Source organism: uncultured Propionibacterium sp., assembly GCF_963539965.1.
Taxonomy (GTDB): domain Bacteria; phylum Actinomycetota; class Actinomycetes; order Propionibacteriales; family Propionibacteriaceae; genus Propionibacterium.
Genome location: NZ_CAUTOU010000027.1, coordinates 1 through 22574 on the forward strand (window position 1 = coordinate 1; position 22574 = coordinate 22574).

The window sequence follows — 22574 nt, forward strand, 5'->3', positions numbered from 1 at the left end:
GCCCGTCCCGCGTGCGCGGGTCGAGCACGGAGTCAAGCAGCGTGCGCGTGCAGGGGTGCTCGGCCCGCACCAGGAGGTCCTCGGCGGGCAGCTGCTCGACGACGCGCCCGTGGTGCATGACGACGATCGTCTGCGCGAAGTGGGCGACCAGTGCCAGGTCGTGGCAGACGAAGCCGATGGCAATGCCTCGCTCGGCCTGCAGCCGGGCGAGCAGCGCGATGATCTCGGCCTGGGCGCTGACGTCGAGGGCGCTGGTGGCCTCGTCGCACAGGAGCACCCGCGGGTCGAGGGCGAGGGCGCGGGCGATGGCGCAGCGCTGGAGCTGTCCGCCGGAGAGCTGATGGGGGTAGCGCGTCACGAGGTGTTCGGGCAGGCCGACCCCGTGGAGCATTCCGCGGGCCCGCGGGACCACGTCGCCGCGGGCGACGAGGCCGTAGTTGATCAGCGGTGCACAGATCGCCTCGGCGACGCGCATGCGCGGGGCGAAGGAGCCCAGCGGATCCTGGAAGACCATCTGCACCCGGCGGCGCACCTCGCGCAGGCGCGCACCGCTCAGACCGATCATCGACTCGCCGTCGAGGAGCACGTCTCCGCTGGTCGGCCTCTCGAGGCCGATGAGCATGCGCAGCAGGGTGCTCTTGCCCGATCCGGACTCCCCCACGACGGCTACCGTCCGCCCCTCCGGCAGCGTGACGGAGACGTCCTCGCAGGCCGTCAGGCGCCCGCCGCCGGGCAGACGGAAGATCTTGGTGAGGCCCCTGGCCCTCATCACGGGTTCCGACGCGGTCAGGTCCGGCTCCTCACAGTGACGGCACGCTGGCCAGCAGCGATGCCGTGTACTCATGGGCGGGGTGGTCGACGACCCGGGCGGTGTCGCCGAGCTCGACGACGCGCCCGGAGCGCATGACCACGATCCGATCGGCCATACGGGCGGCCAGACCGAGGTTGTGGGTGACGATCATGATCGCCGTGCCCTCCTCCTCGCGCAGCGCGAGCATCTGGCGGACGATCTGCGCCTGCATGGTCACGTCCAGGGCGCTCGTGGGCTCGTCGGCCAGCAGCAGGGCCGGGCTGAAGGTCATGGCCATGGCGATGCCGACGCGCTGCCGCATGCCACCGGACAGCTCGAAGGCGTAGGAGTCCATCACGCGGGGCGCGTCGGGCAGCGCCATGCGCTCGAGCATGTCGATGGCGCGCTCACGGGCCCCCTTGGCGGTGCATCCCGGTTCGACCGTGCGGATGTACTCGATGAACTGGCTGCCGAGGCGCCGTACCGGATTGAGCATGGCCCCGGCATCCTGGAAGACCATCGACATGCGGTGGCGGCGCAGCTCGAGCCACTGCGCCCGGCTCAGACCGAGCAGGGAGCGGCCCTCGAAGAGGATGTCGCCGCCGCAAACCCGGCCGCTCGAGGGCAGCAGGCCGAGAATGGCGCGGACCACCGTGGTCTTGCCCGAGCCGGACTCCCCCACGACGGCCACGATCTCGCCCGGAGCCATGTCCAGGTCGACATCGGCGACCGCGGGAGCGCCGCCGTAGCCGACGGTCATCGCCTGGATGCTGAGCACGCCGCCGTTCGTCATCGTCCCCACCCGCTCATCCCACCGGCCTGAAGGCGCTCGTGATCCAGTAGTAGTCCGCCGTCGAGACGGTGGCGTCGCTCACGCTCTGAGCGTTGGAGCACATGGTGCTGTTGTAGTAGCCGTGCACGAGGACCGCCGCGTCGTCGATGAGGATCTGCTGAAGGCGCACGTAGATCTTCTTGCGCTCGGCGGTCTCCAGCTGTGTGGCCAGCTGCTCGTACAGCGAGTCGTACTCGTCGTTCCTGTAACCGCAGTAGTTGGCGCTGCTCCTGGAGTACCAGTTGGCCAGGTAGCTGTAGGGCTCGCCCTCCTGGGCGGTCATCCAATTGCTGGAGTTGAGGTCGTACTCGCCGGCGACGAGCTTGTCCCACTCGGTGTCGGCGTCGAGCTTGGTGACCGTCGCCCGGATGCCGATCTCGGCGAGCTGGCTGGCCACGGCCTCGGCCATGACCGACAGATTGCGCGAGTCGTAGGTGAGATAGGCCAGGTCGATCCTCGTGCCGTCCAGCTCGCGGAAGCCGTCGCCGTCGGAATCGACGATCCCCGCGTCGTCGAGGATCTTCCTGGCCTTGTCCGGATCGTGGGGCGTGGCATCGGTGAGCTGGTCGTAGCCGAAGTCCAGCGAAGACGGGACGACCGAGTAGCCCGCGGTGTACAGGCCGCCGACCGTGATCTCGGTGATCGTCTGGTCGTCGACGGCCATGCAGATGGCGGTGCGCAGGTCCCTGTTCGCCAGCTGGCGGCCCTCGGCGACGTTCAGGTACGAGAATCCCGTGCGCATACCGATCGTCTGGGAGACCGAGTAGGCGGGATTGTTCCTGAGCGTCTCCAGGTCGGACATGGCGGTGATGTTCTCGGTGACGTCGACGTCGCCGGACTGGAGGGCCATGAACTTGGTCAGACTCGAGGAGTCATCGATGAAGATGACGTCGACGCCCTCGTAGGGCACCTCGCCGTTCCAGTAGACGGTGTTGCGGGTGAGCTTGACGTTCTGGCCGCTGTTGAACTCGCTCACGGCGTAGGGGCCGGTGCCGACCGGCTTCTCGTCCAGGTCCTCGCTGCCGGAGATGTCGAGGATCTCGAACAGCGGGTTGGCCAGGATGGCCGGCAGGTCCGCGTAAGGACTCTCGGTCACGATCGTGACGGCGCGGGCACCGTCGTCGGGCGTGATCGATGCCGGTTTCAGGAGGGCCGACGGCGAGGAGGAGCCCTCGACGCCCTCCTTGTCGTACATGTGCTGCAGGGACTCGGCGACCTTGGTGGCACTCACCTCGGTGCCGGTGGAGAACTTCAGTCCCTCGCGGATGTGGACGGCCCAGGTGAGGTGCTCGTCATCGACCGTGCAGGAATCGGCCAGGTGCGGCTGGGCGACCATCCTGTCGTCGAACTTGAACAGCGACTCGCCCACGCCGTAGCGCATGCACGCCCATGCGGCGTTGGGCTGGTTCGAGGGGTCGAGCGACTCCTTGGAGAAGTTCGTGCAGCCGAACTTCAACTCGGCGCTCGAGCCGCCGGGGCCCGAGCCGTTCGAGGAGCATCCCGCCAGGCCGAGCGAGGCGGCCGCCGCTCCTGCCGCCGAGACGGTCAGCAGGCCGCGGCGGGTGAGATTGATTCCCTGCATCGTGTTCACTTCCTTGCGTTGTGGTGAGAGTGTCCGGGTGCCGTCAGAGCGATGGGGCCGAGGCGAGCTCGGCGGTGTTCTCGTCCCCGCCGCTGCGGCGCGGATCGAGGACATCGCGCAGGGCATCGCCCAGTAGATTGAAGGCGATGACGGTGACGCAGATGGCCGCGCCGGGGAAGATCATGAGCCACGGGGAGTCGAGCAGATTGGCGCGGCCCTCGTTGAGCATGAGGCCCCACTCGGCCTGCGGCGGCTGGGCGCCGAAGCCGAGGAAGGACAGGCCGGCCAGTTCGAGCATCATCGTGCCGATATCGGTGGCGGCTGTGATGACGAGCATCGGAAGGACGCTCGGCAGCAGGTAGCGGCGGATGAGCCGACCGGGGCGGGCGCCGGTGAGCTCGGCGGCCGTCACGAAGTCGCTGCGGCGGATCTTGAGCACCAGGCTGCGCGCCAGCCGGGCGTACTTCGTCCAGCTGACGACGGCCAGGGCGAGGATCGCATTGCGGATGCTCGCCCCCAGCAGGCCGGCCACGGCGATCGCCAAGACGATGCCGGGGAAGGAGATCATCATGTCGGAGACGCGCATGATGACCGCCTCGAGAAGACCACCGAAGTACCCGGCGATGACGCCCAGCAGCGAGCCGGCGACGGAGATGATGGCGACGAGGGCCGTTGCGGCGGCGAGCGAGAGGCGGGTGCCGTAGACGACTCGCGAGGCCATGTCGCGGCCGAGTCTGTCGGTGCCGAACCAATGGGCAGCGCTCGGCGGCTGGAAGGCCTCGGGCAGATTCGCCGTGCAGGGATCCATCGGGGCGACCTGCTCGGCGAGCACGGCGACCAGGACGATCGCGACGACCAGCGCCGCATGGACGCTGAAGGCCCGGTGCGCACCGATGAAGCGGCGGACGGCCCTGCGGGGGCGGTGCGGCGCGCTCACGACCGGGCTCCTCGTCGTACTCGCGGGTCGAGCCGGGCGTAGGAGACGTCGACCAGCAGATTGACGACCATGTAGATGAGCGCGATCCACAGAACATAGGTCTGTATGAGCGGGTAGTCGTACGAGGTGACCGCCGAGACCGCCATATTGCCCAGACCGGGGTAGGAGAAGACGACCTCGACGACGGCCGTGCCGCCCAACAGCGAGCCGAGCGAGAGGCCGAGCAGGGTGAGCAGCGGCAATCGGGCGTTCGGCAGGACGTGCCGCCACAGGATGGTGCGTCTGGACAGGCCTCTCGCCCTAGCGCCCGTGACATAGTCCTGGCCCAGCTCCTCGAGGACCGCCGTGCGCACCTGGCGGGTGTACTTGCCGATCATCGCGAAGGCCAGCGTGACGGCCGGCATGACCAGCCGATCGGGCCCCGGCCCCGTCGAGACCACCGGCAGCCAGCCGAGTTTGAGGGCGACGACCCAGATGAGCAGCAGACCGAACCAGAAGTTCGGCATCGAGACGCCCAGGAAGCTGAGGCCGCGCGCGAGATGGTCGATGACCCCGCCCTGGTGCACCGCGGCCAGCATGCCGAGCGGAATGGCGATGACGAGCATCAGCAGCAGAGCCGCCAGCGAGAGCTCGACGGTCGGCCACAGGCGGGCGAGCATCAGATCGGTCACGGGCTTGTTCAGCGAGTACGACGTGCCGAAGTTCCCGTGCAGGCAGTTCCCGAGCCAGGTGGCGTACTGGACCGGGAAGGGCTCGTCCAGACCGAGCCGGGCGCGCATCTGCTCGACCATCTCGGGGGTCGGCGTAATGCCCTGGCTGGTGTACATGGCCCGCGCCGGATCTCCGGGAGCGAGCCAGACGAGCGTGAAGGTGATGAAACTGATGCCCACCAGCACGACCAGGATCTGGCCCAGCCGTCGGGCCAGCCATCGAGCATCCATGAGCCGGGGCCACCTCGCGATCATGACGAAGAACGATCGTCACAACCGGATTCTTGTGACCCAGCTCGGACCTCCGGTCGCCAAGTGCCGTGGCGGCGCGGGACAACTCCCAGGCAGGTCTTCTGGCTCGCGTCTCAGGGCAGTGCCCCGCGGATCCCCGCCTTCCCGGTTGCCCAGTGGCCGGCTCGCACCGATGAGGATCCGAGACGCTCACAGCGGCGGTCCCGTCCGCGATTCGCACGCGGTTCCCTATTCTCCCGGTCCGCCCCGGAGGGCGGATCGGGCACCTGGAGTGTCGTGCGCAAAAGCACACGACGCCCTAGCCTCGCGTGTGAAGGTTAGCAGCCGACGGCCGGCAACGTCCGGCGGATGCTCCCCGTCAACCATTGATTCGGCTTCGAGCGAACCCATCTGGGGAGTCACCGGCACCGACCCGCCGCGGCCGGGTCAGGCCTCCCTCAGGACCGCTCCGAACCGCTCGACGGCGGCCCTGACGGCGCTGTCGCGGGCGGCAGCGGCCTCGTCCTGGGTGAGTGTGCGATCGGCGCCGCGGAAGCGCAGGCTGTAGGCGAGCGACTTCCTGCCCTCGCCGATCTGCGGCCCCCGGAAGACGTCGAACAGCGCGATCGACTCGAGCAGGCCCCCGGCGCCCTCGATGAGGGCGGCCTCGACGTCGGCCGCCGGGGTCCGCTCGTCGACGATGAGGGCGACGTCCTCCTTGGCCAGTGGGAAACCGCTCAGCGCGGAGATCTCACCGCCTCCGGGCGCGCAGGCCACGAGCAGGTCGAGGTTGATCTCGACGGCGCAGGCGCGCTCGGGCAGGCCGTGGACCTTGACGACCTCGGGATGCAGTTCACCGGCGGCGCCGATGACGACCGGCCCGCCCGCGGCGCCCCGTACCGACAGCTCGGCGCAGCGGCCGGGGTGCCAGGGCGCGATCGCGGCGGCCCTGCGGTCCAGTTCAAGGCCGAGCACGTCGGCCGCAGTCTGGGCGAAGTGCACCGCATGGGTCCAGTCGGCCCTGATCGCGGCATGGCGCCACGTGGCGGGCAGCCACTGGCCGGTGAGCACCGCGGCGATCATGCGGGGCTGGTCGGGCAGTGCACTGCGGATACCGGCTATCTCGGCCTCGCTGGGGCGGTGGCCCACCTCGGGCATCGGGGCCGTCGCGGCGGGGTTGGCCCAGAAGACCGAGCCGGCCTCGAAGACGGCCAGATCGTCCTGGCCGCGCGAGGTGTTGCGCCGGACGGCGGCGAACAGGCCCGGCAGCAGGCTGGTACGCAGGTACGGGGCGGTGTCGGCCAGCGGGTTGGCCAGCTTCACCAGGCGGCGCTGGTCCGCATCGTCGGGCAGACCGAGCCGATCGAGCTCCCCGGCGCCGATGAACGGCAGCGTGATGACCTCGACGAAACCGGCCCGGGCCACTGCGGCGTTGACCGCGCGGCGGGCGCGCTGAGCCGGGCTGAGGCCCCGGCCGGCGACGGCGCGCGGCATCCTGGACTCGATGACGTCCAGCCCGAGCCTGCGGCCGACCTCCTCGACGTAGTCGTAGGGATCGCGCAGGTCGGTGCGCCAGGTGGGCGGGGTCAGGGTGAGCGCATCGCCCTTGCACCTGACCGTGATGCCGGCGCCCTGGAAGACCTCGACGACACGGTCGGAGTCGATGCGGGCGCCCAGGATGCGCGCGGGCAGGCCGGCGTCGATCGTCAGGGAGGGCGTGACCGGCACCTGGCCGGCCACGGTTGCGCCCGCGGCGACGGTGCCACCGGCGAGCTCCGCGAACAGGCGGGCCGCCATGCGGGCGGCGGCGCAGGCCACGCCCGGATCGACCGTGCGCTCGAAACGCCTGGAGGCCTCGGAGGCGAGCTTGTGGAGGCGGTAGGTGCGGCCGATCGTGCCGGGCGAGAAGTGAGCGGCCTCGATGACCACACTGGTCGTCCCCTCGCCCAGCTCGGTGGTCCGGCCGCCCATGACGCCCGCCAGGCCGATGGGTCCCGAGTCGTCGACGATGAGCAGGTCGTCGGTGCTCAGGACGCGCTCGACGCCGTCGAGCGTGGTGAGCCTCTCGCCGGCGGCCGCCCTGCGCACGACGATCGGGCCGAGCAGCTTGTCGGCGTCGTAACCGTGCAGGGGCTGGCCCGATTCGAGCATCACGTAGTTCGTGATGTCGACGGGCAGGCTGATCGAACGCATGCCGCTGGCCTCGAGGCGGTGGCGCATCCACGTCGGGGTGGGCGCGTGCGGGTCGATGCCGCTGACGCACAGATCGACGAACAACTGGCAGTCGTCCGACTCGATGCGCACCGGGTAGGCCCCCTGGGTCTTGGCGGGGACACGGCGCGAGTAGAGGTCGTTGTAGGGCACGTCGAAGGCCTGGGCCGCCTCGCGGGCCAGGCCGCGCATCGACAGCGCATAGCCCAGATCGGGCGTGACGTCGATGTCGAGGACCTCGTCGGGGACGCCGAGCAGCGCCAGCGCGTCGGAGCCGAGGCCGGCCCTGGCGGCCTCGGCCGGCGGCAGCACGATGATGCCGGTGTGGTCCTCGCCGATGCCGAGCTCGTCGGCGGCGCAGATCATGCCGTCGCTCATGTGGCCGTAGGTCCTGCGGGCGCCGATGCGGGAACCGCCGGACAGCACGGCGCCGGGCAGGCAGACCACGACGTAGTCGCCCCTGGCGAAGTTCTGGGCGCCGCAGACGATGCCGCGGGCGTCGGTGATGTCGGGATTGTTCTCGGATCCGTTCAACGGCCCCACGTCGACGCGGCACCAGCGGATGGTCCTGCCGTTCCGCTGCGGCTCCTCGACGAAGTCCAGGACGCGGCCGACGACGACCGGGCCGGTGATGCCCCCGCCGACGGTCTCGATGTGCTCCACCTGCAGGCCCATGCGGGTGAAGGCGTCCGCCACCTGGGCGGTGGTCACGCCGTGCGGGAGCTCCACGAGATCGCGGAGCCAGCTCATCGGCGCTCTCATCGCGCATCCCCCCTCAGCGACCGGCTGAATCTGACGTCGCCCTCGACGAAGTCGCGCAGATCGGGGGCGTTGTTGCGGAACATGACGGTGCGGTCGACGCCCATGCCGAAGGCGAAGCCCGAGTAGATGCTCGTGTCGACGCCGGCGGCGGTCAGCACGCGCGGATTGACGACACCGCAGCCGCCCCACTCGATCCAGCCCTCCGACCGACAGGTGCGACAGGGGTGCTCCGGATCGCCGACCGAGGCGCCGTGGCAGACGAAGCACTCCAGGTCGACTTCCGCGCTCGGCTCGGTGAACGGGAAGTAGTGCGGGCGCAGGCGCGTACGGATGTCGCCGAACGTCGCCCTGGCCAGATGGTCGAGAGTGCCCTTGAGATCGCCCATCGTAATGCCCCTGTCGACGGCCAGGCCCTCCAACTGGTGGAAGACCGGCAGATGGGTGGCGTCGTACTCGTCGGCGCGGAAGACCTTGCCGGGGCTGACGACGTAGACGGGCAGGTCGCGTTCGAGCAGGGTGCGCACCTGAACCGGCGAGGTCTGGGTGCGCATGATCTTGTGATCGCCCGGCGGATCGACGAAGAGCGTGTCGCTCATGAAGCGCGCCGGGTGGTCGGGGGTGAAGTTCAGGGCGTCGAAGTTGAGCCACTCGGCCTCGAGCTCGGGGCCCTCGGCGACCTCCCAGCCCATGGCCACGAAGACATCGCACATGCGGTTGATGAGAGCGGTCAGCGGATGCTCCGCGCCGAGGGGGTGCTCCGCCACCGGAAGGGTGACATCGACGCGTTCGGCCTCGAGGCGGGCGGCCATCTCGGCCGTCTCGAGTTCGGCGGCGCGAACCGTCAGGGCCTGGTCGACGCGGCCTCGGGCCCAGCCGATGAGCCTGCCGGCGTCCCTGCGCAGCCCCTTCGGCATGGCGCCGATACGGCGGTTGGCCAGAGCCAGCGGGGACTTGTCGGCGGCGTGCGCCAGGCGCACCGCCCTGAGCTCGGCCGAGTCGGCCGCGGCGGCGATGGCCTCGAGGGCGTCGTCCACCATCTGCTCGACCCGTTCCCGGTTCAACGACTCACTGGTGCTGTCTGGCCCTGACATGGGCTCCCCTCTTTCGCTCCGCCCGGGGCCGGCGCGAAGCCGGCCGCGCCTCACAAGTCTAGGGGGCCGCCGGGCCGGCGCCCGCCGCGCGTCAGGGGGCGGGACCCCGGATGCCGATCACCCGCGCCCCGGGCGCATCCGGGGCGCCCGGCCCCGGCCCGTCGCGGGCGCGTCGACCGCCGTGCTCACCGCTGCGGCCCCCGCCGCTGCGCACTGGCCGAGACGTACAGGCAGATCGCCGCCGCGGTCGACAGGTTGAGGCTCTCGGCCCGGCCCCACATCGGCACGGCGGCCACTTGATCGGCCGCATCGAGCTGGTCGGCGGGCAGGCCCCACGCCTCGTTGCCCAGCAACCATGCGGTCGGGCGAGCCAGTTCGCCGCGGGCGTCGAGTTCGTCCAGGGCGGTCCCCGTCCCGTCGGCGGCCAGGACCGTCATGGCGTTGGCACGGGCCCATCCGACCGTCTCGCCGAGGCCGGCACCGGTGATGACCGGCAGGTGGAAGACGCTGCCGACCGAGGCGCGCACGGTCTTGGGGTTGGTGATGTCGACCGATCCGCGCGTGAGCACCACGGCGTCCGCGCCGAAGGCGTCGGCGCAGCGCACGACCGTGCCGGCATTGCCGGGGTCGCGCACCTGGGCGCAGATGACGACGAGACGCGGATGACGCACGTCGGACAGCCGCGCTCGTGGCCACCGGCAGACCGCCACGATGCCCTGCGGGGTGACCGTGTCGCACAGCATGCGCAACTCCTCGGGGCGGGCTCGCACCGTCTCGGCGCCGCCGGCCGCGCTCATGAGCTCGCCGTGACGCTCGGGGTCGGCGACGATGAGCCTGCGGACCACGCCCGGGCGGCTCAGCGCCTCGCGCACCGCCTGGGCGCCCTCCGCGAGGAACAGGCCCCTCTCGGCACGGGTCCTGCGCTGCAGCAGCCGACGAGTCGAACGCAGCGCCCTCGGCGAGATGAGGGGGACGCCGGCGCCCGGCTCGTCGTTCATGGCTCTCGCCACCGCGACCGGGTCAGGCGACCTTGGCGGTGGGCTGATTCTCCTTGGCGACCTTCACCAGTGCGGAGAAGGCGGTGGGATCGCTGACGGCCAGATCGGCCAGGATCTTGCGATCGACCTCGACGCCGGCAGTCTTCAGGCCGTTGATGAAACGGTTGTAGGTCATGCCCTCGACGCGGGTCGCGGCATTGATGCGCTGGATCCACAGCGAGCGGAAGTCGCCCTTCCTGGCCTTGCGGTCGCGGAACGAGTAGGTGCCCGAGTGCAGCATCTGCTCCTTGGCCTTGCGGTAGAGGCGCGAGCGCTGACCGCGGTAGCCCGAGGCCTGCTCGAGGATCTCGCGGCGCTTCTTCTTCGCATTCACTGCGCGCTTGACGCGTGCCATGGTGTACTCCTTGGTTGAAGAATAAAGGATCAGGTGTCGGATGGGAGAGGAGCCGCCGCCTCAGATGCCGAGCATCCTGCGGGCCTTCCTGGCGTCGCTCTTGCCGAGTGCGGCGTCCACCGACAGACGGCGGGTGCGCCTGGTGGGCTTGTGCTCGTTCAGGTGCGCCTTACCGGCGCGGGCGTGCACGAGCTTGCCGCTGCCAGTCACCTTGAACCGCTTCTTCGCACCGGAGTGCGTCTTCATCTTGGGCATCCATCGCTCCATTCACTTCATCCGACGTCCACCGGCGCCGGAGCGGTCTTCGGGTCCTCCTGCAGCCGGTGGGCTACAGGTCGATGTCGGGGTCCATGTTGTCGGCGGGACCCCGCTTCCTCTTCTTGGGCTGCCTCCTGGCGGCCTCGCGGAGACGGGCCTCCTCGGCCTTCTCGGCAGCGGCCTCATCGGCGCGCCTGGCCTGCCTGCGGGCCTTCTCGGCCTCCTGCTCGGTCCGGGCCTCGCTCTTCTTGCGGGTGGGCGCCAGCACCATGTGCATATTGCGGCCCTCCTGCTTGGGGTTCTGCTCGATCGCCCCATCGGCCACGACGTCATCGGCCAGGCGTTTGAGCAGGTTGAAACCGAGCTCCGGACGCGACTGCTCGCGACCGCGGAACATGATGGTGATCTTCACCTTGTCACCGCTGCGGAGGAAGCGGACGACGTGACCCTTCTTGGTCTCGTAGTCGTGCTCGTCGATCTTGGGACGGAGCTTCATCTCCTTGATGACGGTGTTGGTCTGGTTGCGGCGGGACTCACGGGCCTTCTGGGCGTTCTCATACTTGAACTTGCCGTAGTCCATGAGCTTGCAAACGGGTGGGCGCGCAGTCGCCGCGACCTCGACGAGGTCGAGGTCGCGCTCACGGGCGAGCCGCATGGCCTGCTCGACGCGGACGATGCCGATCTGCTCGCCGCCGGGTCCGACCAGGCGGACCTCGGGAACACGGATGCGCTCGTTGATGCGCAGTTCGTTGCTGATTATGTCCTCCAATGATGTGGCCGTCGTGACCGGCGCAGGAAAAAGGCCTTCGCCCGCGGGCGAAGGCCTGAACATGCTCTGACCGGACGCCGACGAAAGGCTATGCCCTGCACGAGCGCTCGCACAGTCGCGTCCCGCACTGGAAGTGACCCGCCGTGCTGACCCGGCAAGGTGGGAGATCAGGCCTCCACTTGCGTGCTGATGGCGTCTTCCGACACCGGTCAACTCCTCGATCTTAGACCATGAGAGCACGCGAACGAAATCGGGCCGTGGCCATCCGACGGTACCGCCTCATGTGACAATCTTGAGCCATGAGCGTCCAGACCCTCGCCCTCGTCGTTTCCGCCGCGTTGGCCGTCCTCGGTCTGCTGTACGCCTTCGTCGGGTGGCGGAGCCGGCGCAGTGCCCGTGCCCTTCTCCGCGGCATCGCCGTCACCGTCTTCTTCGTCGGCGCCTGGCTGACCGGCGCGATGGTCCTCCTGGCCGATGCCGCGCGGGGCTTCGCGGACTGGGTGCACGGGCAGAGCCTGAACACCACGATGTGGGCCGGTATCGCCTGCGCCGGCCTGGGGGTGCTCCTCTACGTCATCGCCTCGTTCATGGCCGGGGTCGGCCGCGCCGAGGGCAGGCGGCGCCGCGAGGCCGCCATGCAGAAGCGCCTGGGTGTCGCCGGCGCACCCGCCGCCGTCTCCTCCGGAGGGGGAGGCGCCGGTGACACCGCCGCTCCCGCGGATCCGGCCGCAGCGGCCCCCAGCAGCCCCTCCGACGACTTCGACGAGGACGAGATCACCACGATCCTCCAGCGCCGTGGCATCCAGTGACGAGAGGCCGGCCCCCGTCACGACCGGTCCGGCGTCCAGGACCTCCCCGCCCCAAACGGTTCACAGGCGGCAGGCTCCGAGCTCGGTCACGAGGATCGCCCGGGCACCGAGGTCCCACAGGTCGTCCATGAGACGCTGGGCGTCGGGGCGGCGCACCATGGCGCGCACGGCGACCCAGCCGGGACGGGCCAGCTCCGCGACGGTCGGAGCGGCGTAGCCCGGCGTCAGCCTGGTGGCCCTCTCGAGCACCGCCGACGGGCAGTCGTAGTCCATGAGGACGTAGTCGCGGGCCACCAGGACGCTCGACAGGCGGCGGGTGAAGTGGTCGAGGGCCGTGGGATCGATCCGGTCGGAGTCGCGGCGGATCAGGATGGCCTCGCTCCTGAGGATCGGGTCGCCGAAGAGTTCCAGACCGGCCTTGCGCAGGGTCGTACCGGTCTCGACGACGTCGGCGATCGCATCGGCGACGCCGAGGGCGACACTCGACTCGACCGCGCCGTCCAGGTGGACGAGGCGGGCATCGATGCCGTGCTCGGCGAGGTAACGGCCGAGCAGGCCCGGGTAGCTGGTGGCGATGCGCCTGCCGTTGAGATCGGCCAACCGGTAACCGGCCCGTCGCGGCGCGGCGAAGCGGAAACGGCTCACGCCGAAGCCGAGCGAAAGGATCTCGCTGGCGGGGGCACCGGAGTCGATGAGCATGTCACGACCGGTGATGCCCAGGTCGAGTGCGCCCTCCCCCACGTAGACGGCGATGTCGCGCGGGCGCAGGTAGTAGAACTCGACGCCGTTCTCCTCGTCGATCATGACGAGCTCCTTGGAATCGGTGCGCTGCGCGTAGCCGGCCTCGCGCAGCATCTGCGCCGCAGCCCCCGACAGGGCGCCCTTGTTGGGCACGGCGATGCGCATCAGTCTGTCCTCACTCACGGCGGTCCTCCGAAGATGTTCGCGGCCCCCGGCGCCAGCAGGGCGCCTCGGATCACAGATAGCGGTAGACGTCCTCCAGGCCGAGGCCCCTGTCGAGCATGACGACCTGCGCCCAGTACAGGAGCTGGCTGATCTCCTCGGCCAGCTCCTCCCCGGATTGGTGCTCGGCGGCCATCCACACCTCGCAGGCCTCCTCGACCACCTTCTTGCCGATGGCGTGGGTGCCCTCGTCCAGCTTGGCGACGGTGCCGGACCCGGCCGGCCGCTCGGCCGCCGTACGGGTCAGCTCGGCGAACAGCTGCTCGAAACTCTTGCTCACCGCACAAGCCTAACCCAGCCCTGACCGCCCCCTGGGTCCGCTTCCGAGCCGGAGTGGGCGGCCGGCGCCGATGGGAATTTGTCGGCGAGCGCACCTACTATCGATGTGCACTGAAACAGGAGGTGTTCATGGCACGAGAGTCGTCGTCCTCGTCCGGGCGCGCCGACGGATCCGGTCAGGGCGGCCTGTCCAAGCAGGATCCCCCGCGCGACAAGGACACGCCCAAGAAGTGGCGCAGCGAGGCCCCTTCGGGGCCTCCTCCGCTCGACTCCCCCAAGCCCTGGCACACCGAGGGCCTGCCCAATGGCGACGGCGAGCGCCCCAAGCGTCCGCTGTGGGTGCGCATCGTGCCATGGGTGATCCTGCTCATCATCATGATGGCCGCCGTCAGCTGGTTCAACCAGTCCCGCCGGCCCCCCCAGATCAGCTACAACGAGTTCATCGCCCAGGTGCAGGCCGGCAACGTCGAGGTCGTCCACGCCACCGGCGACACGATCGACGGCAACCTCAAGAACGCCGCCACCGTGCCGGAGGACTCCGAGTCCAAGGCCGGCCAGCAGTACACGCAGTTCACCACCGAGCGCCCCACATGGGCGCAGGACGATCTGCTCACCATGCTCAATGAGCAGGGCGTCACCGTCTCGGCGAGTTCCACCGTCGAGACGACCAGCCCGCTCATGAGCCTCATCATGGCCTTCGGGCCGTGGCTGCTGCTCATCGGCATCTACCTGTGGTTCATGAACCGCATGTCCAAGGGCGGCGGGCTGGGCGGCCTCGGCGGCATAGGCCGCGACGTGAAGCCTGTTCAGAAGGACACCGTCCGCGTGAACTTCTCCGACGTCGCCGGCATCGACGAGGTGCAGGAGGAGGTCGGCCAGATCGTCGACTTCCTGCGCAACCCCGACAAGTACCGTCGGGTGGGCGCCCGAGCCCCCAAGGGCGTTCTGCTCGAGGGCGAGCCCGGCACCGGCAAGACGCTGCTGGCCCGGGCCACCGCCGGCGAGGCCGACGTGCCCTTCTACTCGGCCTCGGCCGCCGAGTTCATCGAGATGATCGTCGGAGTGGGCGCTCAGCGGGTGCGCCAGCTGTTCGACGAGGCCCGCAAGACGGCCCCCTCGATCATCTTCATCGACGAGATCGACGCCATCGGCCGCTCGCGGGCCTCCAACCGCTCCGTGGGCGGCAACGACGAGCGGGAGCAGACGCTGAACCAGATCCTCACCGAGATGGACGGTTTCGACGGAACCGAGGGCGTCATCGTCATGGCGGCCACCAACCGTGCCGATGTGCTCGACCCGGCCCTGACCCGGCCGGGTCGCTTCGACCGCGTCATCACGGTCAGCGCGCCCGATCAGAAGGGGCGCGAGTCGATTCTGAGGGTGCACACCCGTCAGATCCCGATGGCGGCCGACGTCGACCTGTCGCGGATCGCGGCCACGACGCCCGGTATGACCGGCGCCGATCTGGCGAACCTCGCCAATGAGGCGGCCCTGCAAGCGGCACGCCGCTCCGACCAGGTCGTCCACCAGCACGACTTCATCAATGCGCTGGAGCAGATCCAGCTCGGCGTCGCCCGCTCCGTGGTCATCCCCGACGACGAGAGGCGCCGCACGGCCTACCACGAGAGCGGACACGCCCTGCTCGGCATGCTGCAGAAGGGCGCCGATCCGGTGCGCAAGGTCTCGATCATCCCTCGCGGCCAGGCCCTCGGCATCACGCTGTCGACGCCCGACACCGACAAGTACGGCTACGACGAGGAGTACCTGCGCGGGCGCATCGTCGGTGCGCTGGGCGGCATGGCGGCCGAGGACGCGATCTTCGGGGTCATCACCACCGGAGCCGAGTCCGATCTCAACCAGGCCACCGCCATCGCCCGTCAGATGGTCGGGCGATGGGGCATGAGCAAGAAGGTCGGACCGGTGATGGTGCTCCCGCACGATGCCGACCCGCACCAGCTCGGCATCTCGGACTCGACGCTGGCGACCGTTGACGACGAGGTCCGCCGCATCATCGAGGAGTGCCACGAGCAGGCCGTCACGCTGCTTCGCGAGCATCGCGCCCAGCTCGACGCGATCGCCAATCGCCTGCTCGAGAAAGAGACCCTCGACGAGGCCGAGGTCTACGGGGCGGCCGGTATCGAGCGCCCGGTCAGGGACGCGCCAGCGCGCGAACCCGCCCCGGACGAGCCCAGCGATGACGATCTGGCCACGATGCCCCCGCCAGGGCCGTCGGACGGTTCCACGGCCCCCGCCGGCACGAGCCACCCGCTGCCGCCGATCGGTTGACCGGCACGGCGGGGTGCGCGCGTGTGCTCGGATTCATCCCGTCAGGCCAGTTCGACGCCGAGCAGGGCGTCGGCGGCCGCGGCCACCTGGCCGGGGGCCTCCTCATCCTGGCCATCACCTGCCAGGACTGCCGAGCTCCACTCGTCGATGACGGCCAGGGCGGTCGGAGCGTCCAAGTCGTTGCGCATCGTGCGGCGCAGATCGGCGATGACGGGCACGGCGCTCGTGCCGCGATCGGCCCGGACCGCCGCCCGCCAGGCGTCCAGGCGGCGCTGCGCCGCGCCGAGCTGCTCGGCGGTCCACTCCCAGTCACCGCGGTAGTGATGGTTCAGAAGAGCCAGGCGCACGGCCATCGGGTCGGCTCCGGCATCGACCAGACGGCTGACGAGCTCGAGGTTGCCGAGTGATTTGCTCATCTTCTCGCCGTCCAGACCGACCATGCCGACATGGGCATAGGCCCTGGCGAAGGGCTCGCCGGTGGCGACGACGGCCTCAGCGGCGCACATCTCGTGGTGCGGGAAGGCCAGGTCACGGCCGCCGCCCTGGACGTCGAAGGCCGTGCCGAGGCGGTTGAGCGCGGTGGCCGCGCACTCGATGTGCCAGCCGGGACGGCCACGCCCGAGGGAGGAGTCCCATGCCGGTTCGCCCGGGCGCTCCAGCCGCCAGATCAGGCAGTCGAGGGCGTCCTTCTTGCCGGGGCGGTCCGGATCGCCGCCGTGCTCGGCGAACTCGAGGAGCATGGCCTCACGGCCGAGATGGCTCTCCGCGCCGAAACCAGGGGCCTGCGCGGTGCGGAAGTACCAGTCTGGGTGCTCGGGGTCCTCGACCTGGTAGACGAGGCCGGAGGAGGCGAGCCCGGCCACCAGGTCGATCACCTCGTGGATGATCGAGGTTGCGGGCACGTACCAGTCCGGTGGCAGGACGCGCAGAGCGGTCATGTCGGAACGGAACAGGCCGATCTGATCGTCAGCCAGCTCTCGCCAGTCGACGCCCGTGGCAGCGGCGCGTTCGAGCAACGGGTCGTCGACATCGGTGACGTTCTGGGCGTATTCGACATCGAGACCGGCGTCGCGCCAGGCGCGGTTCAGCAGGTCGAAGGTCAGATAGGTGAACGCATGCCCCAGATGGGTCGCGTCGTACGGGGTGATGCCGCACACGTACATGCCCGCAGTGCCCTGCTCGGGGCCGACCGGCGTCAGGGCCCTGTCGTTGGTGGTGACCAGGCTCACCCGCTCCGGGATCCTGTAGCTGCTCGGTGTGGCGGGGATCGTGGGGACCTCAACGGCTGACCATGCTCGCATGCCCCAAAACTACCCGGGGCTACTAGGCTGGCGCCCGGAAGCACGCATGACGGGCACCGGCAAGGCCCGCGAGGCAGGAGACATTCGGGGTGAAGACGCGCAGGGTGGGCGACTCCGGGCTGGAAGTCAGCAGGCTGGGCCTGGGCACCATGACCTGGGGCGGCGACACCGATCTGCACGCGGCCGAGAGGCTCGTCGAGCGCTTCGCCGACGCCGGTGGCAATCTCATCGACACCGCGCCGGCCTATGGCGGGGGCGCCGCCGAGAAGATGATCGGACGGATCACCCGTACCCATGTGCGGCGCGATGAACTGATCATCGCGACCAAGGCGGGCTTCGGCCTCCGCGACGGCCGCCGGACGATCGACACCTCCCGCAAGGCGATGCTCGACGACCTGGCCGGTTCCCTGCGCCGCCTGCGCACCGACCACGTCGATTTGTGGCAGGTGCACGCCTGGGGGCACGCCCCGTACGAGGAGACGCTGGCAGCCCTCGACATCGCCGTCAGCTCCGGCATGGCGCGCTACGCCGGCATCTGCAATTACATCGGTTGGCAGATCGGTACCGCAGCCGCCTGGCAGAAGGCTGTTCCCGGACGCGCCGGCCTCGTCAGCGGCCAGGTCGAGTACTCGCTCCTGGCGCGGCGGGCGGAGATCGAGGTGATCCCGGCGCTCGCCGCACACAGCATGGGCCTCTTCGCCTGGTCCCCCATCGGGCGGGGCGTGCTCACCGGCAAGTACCGCAGGACCGTGCCACGCGACTCCCGCGGGGCCAGGGATCACTTCAGCTGGTTCGTCGAGCCCTATCTCGAGTCGCGCAGCCGCGCGGTCGTCGATGCCGTGGCCCGTGCCGCGAGCGGCCTGAGCCTCGCCCCGGCACAGGTCGCGATGCTGTGGGTGCGCGACGCCCCCAGAGTCACCGCCCCCCTGCTCGGTGCACGCACCGCGGACCAGCTCGAACCGTACCTCGACCTCGACGCCCTCACACTGCCCGAGCCGATCGTCGCCGCCCTCGATGACGTGACGGGCGGCCCGAACCAGGCGCGGCCGCGGCCCGAGGCGCAGGGCTGACCGGAAATCGTCGACCGGCCCGTACGGCCCCACCACGGGGGCGGGCCACGGGCCGCGCCGGCATGGGGTGCCCGATCCGGCCACCCGGCACCCGCGTCGAACGATCCGGGACCTCCGGCGGCCGGCGCGCCCGCACTCACACGAACGCGGTGAGCCGGGCGCGGATGATCTTGCGGCGCAACCAGACCTCGCGCGAACCGTCGCGATAGCGGCGCAACCGCCACAGCTCCCAGCCATTGTGCTGCGCCTGCTCGGTGAGGATGCGGCGCACCTGGTTGCGGCCGATCCAACGGGCGAGCCTGATCTGCTGAACCTCGTACTCAACGCCGCTGCGCATCTGATGAGTCAGTCTTACCGAGGTGATGTGGTCCGTATCGGCGTCCACGAATGCCTCCCACCCCGCTCCACCGTCCCGGAGCCGCGCTGCTTCGATGATATTCGCCCTGATCAACACCCGATCGCGGGCGGCCCCCGACCACGCCACCATCCCAGCCGCGACCATGGCCCCCTGGACCCGCGATTCGCGTTGCCACCGAAGCTCTGCTAAGCTGCTTGCTCGTTGCAGGCAGCCGCAACGCTGGGTGATGTCCGGGTGGCGGAATTGGTAGACGCGCTAGCTTGAGGTGCTAGTGGCCGCTTTCAGGCCATGGAGGTTCAAGTCCTCTCTCGGACACGGCATGGGATCCCCCGACCACTCCTGGTCGGGGGATCTTCTGGTTCGGTCCGCGGCCCGGAGCCGCACTGTCGAACTGTGAACGCTCTCACAGCTTGACGACACCCCGTCGCTGGTTCTGCAAATCGAGTTGCAAAAAATTTAACGAAATTTTTTTCGGTTAGATGGTCTCGCTGCAATAATTTTTTCTGGATACATGCGTTTATACTGCCGATTGCTGAAGATTTAACCCTTGTTGAACCCTGAGACCTCCATGTACGACTGGCTTTCCGCGGCCTGATCCTCTAAGGTCTTTCCTGTGGTTTTCGTAAGAAAGCCACAACTTGAAGCTGTGAATAGTGCTTGGCGTCGCGTCGCCCATCCCCGCATCTGTCGCGCATGGCCTTGAGAGAACCCCGACGGAGCGTCGATGCGCCGGGTCGGCACCACCCCCGCCACCTGCGATCCCCCTCGGCGAGAGCCTCTCGAGTTCCTCGGGCCCCACCCCAGCGCGATGGATGAGGCGCCACCCCCACATGCCGAGCACTATTCACAGCTGAAGAGTTCCCGCGAACCCCACGCGGGTTGAGGACTCGGCCCGGACTGCGCAGTCGATGCGTCGGTCCGGGCCGATCAGCGTGTGGCCGTCGCTTCAGAGCGCCCGGGCAGCGGCCCGGCCGGCCATGACGCGCACGCAACGGGCTAGGCTTGGCCCGGTCCGTGCAATGGCATTCCCCGATCCGCAAAGGCACCCATGAACCTTCTCCATGCAATCATTCTCGGCGTCGTCGAGGGCATTACGGAGTTCCTGCCCGTCTCCAGCACAGGTCACCTGCGCATCGTCGAGAAGCTGCTCGGCTACGACATCCAGGGCGCCGGCATCACCGCCTTCACCGCCATCATCCAGGTGGGCGCGATCCTCGCCGCGATCATCTACTTCTGGAAGGACATCGTCCGCATCGTCGCAGCATGGTTCCGCGGTCTTACGGGCGAGAACGGGCGCGCCGACCCCGATTACACACTCGGCTGGGGCATCATCGTCGGCTCGATCCCCGTCGCAGTGGTCGGCCTGCTGTGCAAGGACCTCATCGAGGGCGCGCTGAGCTCGTTGTGGGTCATCGCCGCCGCCCTGCTGCTGTGGAGCATCGCCATGGCCGTCGCCGATCGCCGCAGGGACCTGACGCGTCGGATGGGGGATGTCGGCATCAAGGACGCCCTGATCATCGGCTTGTTCCAGGCTCTTGCTCCCCTGTTCCCCGGCATCTCCCGGTCGGGCGCGACGATCTCCGCCGGCCTCTTCCGCGGGTACACGCGTGAGACCGCCACCCGCCTGTCGTTCTACATGGGCATCCCGGCGCTCGTGGCCGCCGGTGCCTACGAGGCCGCCACCGCGGCCTCCGACATCACGTCGGCCCCCGCCGGCAGCACAGCCATCGGCTGGGCACCCACCATCGTGGCAACCCTGGTCTCGCTGATCGTGGCCTACTTCTCGATCGCCTGGCTGCTGAAGTTCGTCTCGAGCAACAAGTTCACCGGCTTCGTCGTCTACCGCGTCGTACTGGCCGCAGTGATCATCGTCCTGCTCGTACTGGGCGTGGTCAGGGCCTGAGCCCCGGCGCACGGAGGCCCGCCCCCGTCAGGGAGCGGGCCTCACTCATGTGTCAGTGCCGGTTGCTCACCCGCCCCGGACAAGGCGTCCGACGACCGCTGCAACGGCCCGCTCAGGAGCCATGTCGGCGGGTACGCCCACCACCACGGCGAGCCCGAGCCTGCCGAGGGTGTTGATCATGGGCGGACCCATGTGGCCGGCTGCCGCGACGTCGATGCCGTTCTGGCGCATGAAGCGCACGATGCGGGCATGGTGTCGGCCGTGCTCACCCTGGTCGTGGAGGACGTCCCAGTTGGTCTCCTCGATGCGCCAGTCGACGACCCGGCCGTTCTCGACGGCAGCGACGGCCATGCGCGGCGCGCGGCCCAGGCCGCAGACCATGCCGTTGGCGTCCAGGGCGAGGCCGACGACATGGCGGTCCGCGGTCATGTCGGAATTCTCAGCCATGACTTCAGAACCTACCGTCGTATGCGGCCAAGTCCAGGACGCCACTGCCGGAGACGCCGATGACGACGACCTCGCCGGGCCGGGCGGCGCCGCTGGTGACGTGATCGAGGGCGCCGGCGATGGCGTGGGTGGACTCCGGGGCCGGGATGATGCCCTCGGTACGGGCGAAGGCGACGCCCGCCTCGAAGGAACGCTCCTGGTCGACGGCGATCGGGTCGATGAGGCCGAGATGCACGGCGTGGGAGACCATCGGGCTCATACCGTGGTAACGCAAGCCTCCGGCGTGGATCGCCGGAGGCACGAAGTCGGCGCCGAGCGTGTACATCATGAGTTTGGGAGTCATCCCGGCCACGTCGCCGAAGTCGTAACGGTACTCGCCTTCGGTCATGGACGGGCAGGCCGCCGGTTCGACGGCGACGAGGCGGGTGGTGCTCCCCCCGCGCAGGTTCTGGCCGAGCAGTGGGAACATCATGCCCGCCGCGTTCGAACCGCCGCCGGCGCAGGCGAAGACGACATCGGCCTGCTCCTCGCCGGCCTCCTCGAGCTGGTCGAGCAGCTCAAGACCGATGACGCTCTGGTGGATCATGACGTGGTTGAGCACACTGCCCAGCGCGTAGTGAGTCCGAGGGTCCTTGGCCGCGACCTCGACGGCCTCGGAAATGGCCATGCCGAGCGAACCCGTGGTGTCCGGGAACTGCCCGCGCAGCCTGCGACCGGACTCGGTGAGCTCGGAGGGCGAGGGATGGCACTGCGAGCCGTAGACGCCCATCTGCAGACGGCGGTAGGGCTTCTGCTCGTAGGAGGAGCGCACCTGCCAGGTCTCCGACCCCATGCCGAACAGGGCGCAGGCGAAGGCGAGCGAGGCGCCCCACTGACCGGCGCCGGTCTCGGTGGTCAGACGCTCGATGCCCTCGATCTTGTTGAAGTAGGCCTGCGGCACGGAACTGTTGGGCTTGTGAGAGCCGCAGGGGCTGACACCCTCGTACTTGTAGTAGATCCTGGCCCCGGTGCCCAGAGCCCGCTCCAAGCGGACGGCACGGCGCAACGGGCTGGGACGCCACAGCGAGTAGACCTCGCGAACCGGCTGCGGGATCTCGATGTAGCGTTCGCTGCTGAACTCCTGGGCGATGAGGGACTTGGCGAACAGCGGCTCGAGATCGGCCGGACGAACGGGTTCGTCGGTGGCCGGGTCGAGGGCCGGCGGCATGGGTTCGGGGAAATCGGCGTTCAGGTTGTACCAGTGCATGGGCACCTTCGAGGACACCTCGATGCCGAGACCGGGCGCGGCGGCCTGCTGCACGTTCTGATTCACGCGGTGCTCCTTCTGGCTGGTTTCCCGGGACCCTTCGGTACGGGTGCGGGCTGCGTCGTCCGGGCGCGCTCCTGCGCGCACCGGCAATCCATCCTAGGCCAGCGGGGCAGCCCTGAAATCCAATGCCCCGGAGCTCATTCGCCCGCTGTCCGCAGCACGCCGGTGGCCGTGGGCGGCCGTTCCCCGAGCGGTTGGGCGCGGATCCGGGGCGCACCGGTCCCGCGGCCGCGCGGCCGCCCGTCGGACGCCGGCCACCAGGGCCTGGGCCCTGACGGCCCGAC

Annotated in this window: 21 protein-coding genes, 1 tRNA gene and 1 riboswitch; of the genes, 5 read left to right on the forward strand and 17 right to left on the reverse strand. The window is 69.5% G+C overall.

Annotated elements, in window-relative coordinates:
- The 11 genes from R2N01_RS06220 to infC all read right to left on the reverse strand — a co-directional run.
- Positions 1-769, reverse strand: a 769-nt coding sequence (locus R2N01_RS06220) for a dipeptide/oligopeptide/nickel ABC transporter ATP-binding protein (protein ID WP_316669534.1), incomplete at its 3' end; no start/stop codon positions are given.
- Between the two features lie 31 nt (positions 770-800).
- Complete coding sequence (locus R2N01_RS06225; RefSeq protein WP_316669582.1) at positions 801-1583, reverse strand: ABC transporter ATP-binding protein; 783 nt, start codon at positions 1581-1583, stop codon at positions 801-803.
- A 13-nt stretch (positions 1584-1596) separates the two neighbouring features.
- On the reverse strand, positions 1597-3204 hold the full coding sequence (locus tag R2N01_RS06230) for an ABC transporter substrate-binding protein (RefSeq protein WP_316669536.1): 1608 nt from the start codon (positions 3202-3204) through the stop codon (positions 1597-1599).
- 43 nt (positions 3205-3247) lie between these two features.
- Positions 3248-4141: a nickel transporter permease gene (nikC, locus tag R2N01_RS06235; RefSeq protein ID WP_316669538.1), complete on the reverse strand. Its 894-nt coding sequence runs from the start codon at positions 4139-4141 to the stop codon at positions 3248-3250.
- Entirely contained in the window at positions 4138-5082 is a 945-nt protein-coding gene (gene nikB, locus R2N01_RS06240) for a nickel ABC transporter permease (RefSeq protein WP_316669540.1), read from the reverse strand. Before nikB ends, nikC begins: the two co-directional genes overlap by 4 nt.
- Positions 5083-5176: 94 nt before the next feature.
- Positions 5177-5388: riboswitch (cobalamin riboswitch) on the reverse strand.
- Between the two features lie 141 nt (positions 5389-5529).
- Positions 5530-8055 carry a phenylalanine--tRNA ligase subunit beta gene (pheT, locus tag R2N01_RS06245; RefSeq protein ID WP_316669542.1) on the reverse strand — a complete coding sequence of 842 codons (2526 nt, stop codon included), beginning with the start codon at positions 8053-8055 and terminating at the stop codon, positions 5530-5532.
- Positions 8052-9146 (reverse strand): phenylalanine--tRNA ligase subunit alpha, encoded by a 1095-nt coding sequence (gene pheS, locus R2N01_RS06250; RefSeq protein WP_316669544.1) that lies wholly within the window; start codon positions 9144-9146, stop codon positions 8052-8054. Before pheS ends, pheT begins: the two co-directional genes overlap by 4 nt.
- Positions 9147-9331: 185 nt before the next feature.
- The gene (locus R2N01_RS06255) at positions 9332-10144 is read right to left on the reverse strand and encodes an RNA methyltransferase (protein WP_316669547.1); all 813 of its coding nucleotides are present in this window, start codon (positions 10142-10144) and stop codon (positions 9332-9334) included.
- A 22-nt stretch (positions 10145-10166) separates the two neighbouring features.
- On the reverse strand, positions 10167-10538 hold the full coding sequence (gene rplT, locus R2N01_RS06260; protein WP_316669549.1) for a 50S ribosomal protein L20: 372 nt from the start codon (positions 10536-10538) through the stop codon (positions 10167-10169).
- Between the two features lie 60 nt (positions 10539-10598).
- Positions 10599-10793: a 50S ribosomal protein L35 gene (rpmI, locus tag R2N01_RS06265; protein WP_316669552.1), complete on the reverse strand. Its 195-nt coding sequence runs from the start codon at positions 10791-10793 to the stop codon at positions 10599-10601.
- Positions 10794-10866: 73 nt separating this feature from the next.
- Positions 10867-11565, reverse strand: coding sequence for a translation initiation factor IF-3 (gene infC / locus R2N01_RS06270; protein ID WP_316669554.1), 699 nt, complete (start codon positions 11563-11565; stop codon positions 10867-10869).
- A gap of 299 nt (positions 11566-11864) precedes the next feature.
- Here infC and R2N01_RS06275 point away from each other — a divergent pair, with 299 nt between their 5' ends.
- Positions 11865-12374 (forward strand): hypothetical protein, encoded by a 510-nt coding sequence (locus tag R2N01_RS06275; protein WP_316669555.1) that lies wholly within the window; start codon positions 11865-11867, stop codon positions 12372-12374.
- A 60-nt stretch (positions 12375-12434) separates the two neighbouring features.
- On the opposite strand, the gene hisG is transcribed toward R2N01_RS06275, so the two are convergent.
- A complete protein-coding gene (gene hisG / locus R2N01_RS06280; protein WP_316669584.1) occupies positions 12435-13280 on the reverse strand; it encodes an ATP phosphoribosyltransferase in 846 nt (281 codons plus the stop codon).
- 70 nt (positions 13281-13350) lie between these two features.
- Positions 13351-13617, reverse strand: coding sequence for a phosphoribosyl-ATP diphosphatase (locus tag R2N01_RS06285; RefSeq protein ID WP_316669557.1), 267 nt, complete (start codon positions 13615-13617; stop codon positions 13351-13353).
- A gap of 128 nt (positions 13618-13745) precedes the next feature.
- Here R2N01_RS06285 and ftsH point away from each other — a divergent pair, with 128 nt between their 5' ends.
- A complete protein-coding gene (gene ftsH, locus R2N01_RS06290; protein ID WP_316669559.1) occupies positions 13746-15902 on the forward strand; it encodes an ATP-dependent zinc metalloprotease FtsH in 2157 nt (718 codons plus the stop codon).
- A 41-nt stretch (positions 15903-15943) separates the two neighbouring features.
- Here the strand turns inward: ftsH and mshC are convergent, their stop codons facing one another.
- Positions 15944-17203: a cysteine--1-D-myo-inosityl 2-amino-2-deoxy-alpha-D-glucopyranoside ligase gene (gene mshC, locus R2N01_RS06295; protein WP_316669562.1), complete on the reverse strand. Its 1260-nt coding sequence runs from the start codon at positions 17201-17203 to the stop codon at positions 15944-15946.
- 89 nt (positions 17204-17292) lie between these two features.
- Between mshC and R2N01_RS06300 the strand changes: the two genes are divergently transcribed.
- Positions 17293-18273, forward strand: a complete 981-nt coding sequence (locus R2N01_RS06300; RefSeq protein WP_316669564.1) for an aldo/keto reductase — start codon at positions 17293-17295, stop codon at positions 18271-18273.
- A gap of 136 nt (positions 18274-18409) precedes the next feature.
- Here R2N01_RS06300 and R2N01_RS06305 read toward each other — a convergent pair whose 3' ends face one another.
- Positions 18410-18658: a DUF5703 family protein gene (locus tag R2N01_RS06305; RefSeq protein WP_399553250.1), complete on the reverse strand. Its 249-nt coding sequence runs from the start codon at positions 18656-18658 to the stop codon at positions 18410-18412.
- A gap of 201 nt (positions 18659-18859) precedes the next feature.
- Here R2N01_RS06305 and R2N01_RS06310 point away from each other — a divergent pair.
- Together R2N01_RS06310 and R2N01_RS06315 are read left to right on the forward strand one after the other, a co-directional pair.
- Positions 18860-18946, forward strand: a tRNA-Leu gene (locus tag R2N01_RS06310).
- Between the two features lie 733 nt (positions 18947-19679).
- Entirely contained in the window at positions 19680-20534 is an 855-nt protein-coding gene (locus R2N01_RS06315; protein ID WP_316669566.1) for an undecaprenyl-diphosphate phosphatase, read from the forward strand.
- A gap of 66 nt (positions 20535-20600) precedes the next feature.
- On the opposite strand, the gene R2N01_RS06320 is transcribed toward R2N01_RS06315, so the two are convergent.
- Entirely contained in the window at positions 20601-20981 is a 381-nt protein-coding gene (locus R2N01_RS06320; RefSeq protein ID WP_316669568.1) for a NifB/NifX family molybdenum-iron cluster-binding protein, read from the reverse strand.
- 4 nt (positions 20982-20985) lie between these two features.
- Entirely contained in the window at positions 20986-22293 is a 1308-nt protein-coding gene (locus R2N01_RS06325) for a TrpB-like pyridoxal phosphate-dependent enzyme (RefSeq protein ID WP_316669569.1), read from the reverse strand.
- Between the last annotated feature and the right edge of the window lie 281 nt (positions 22294-22574).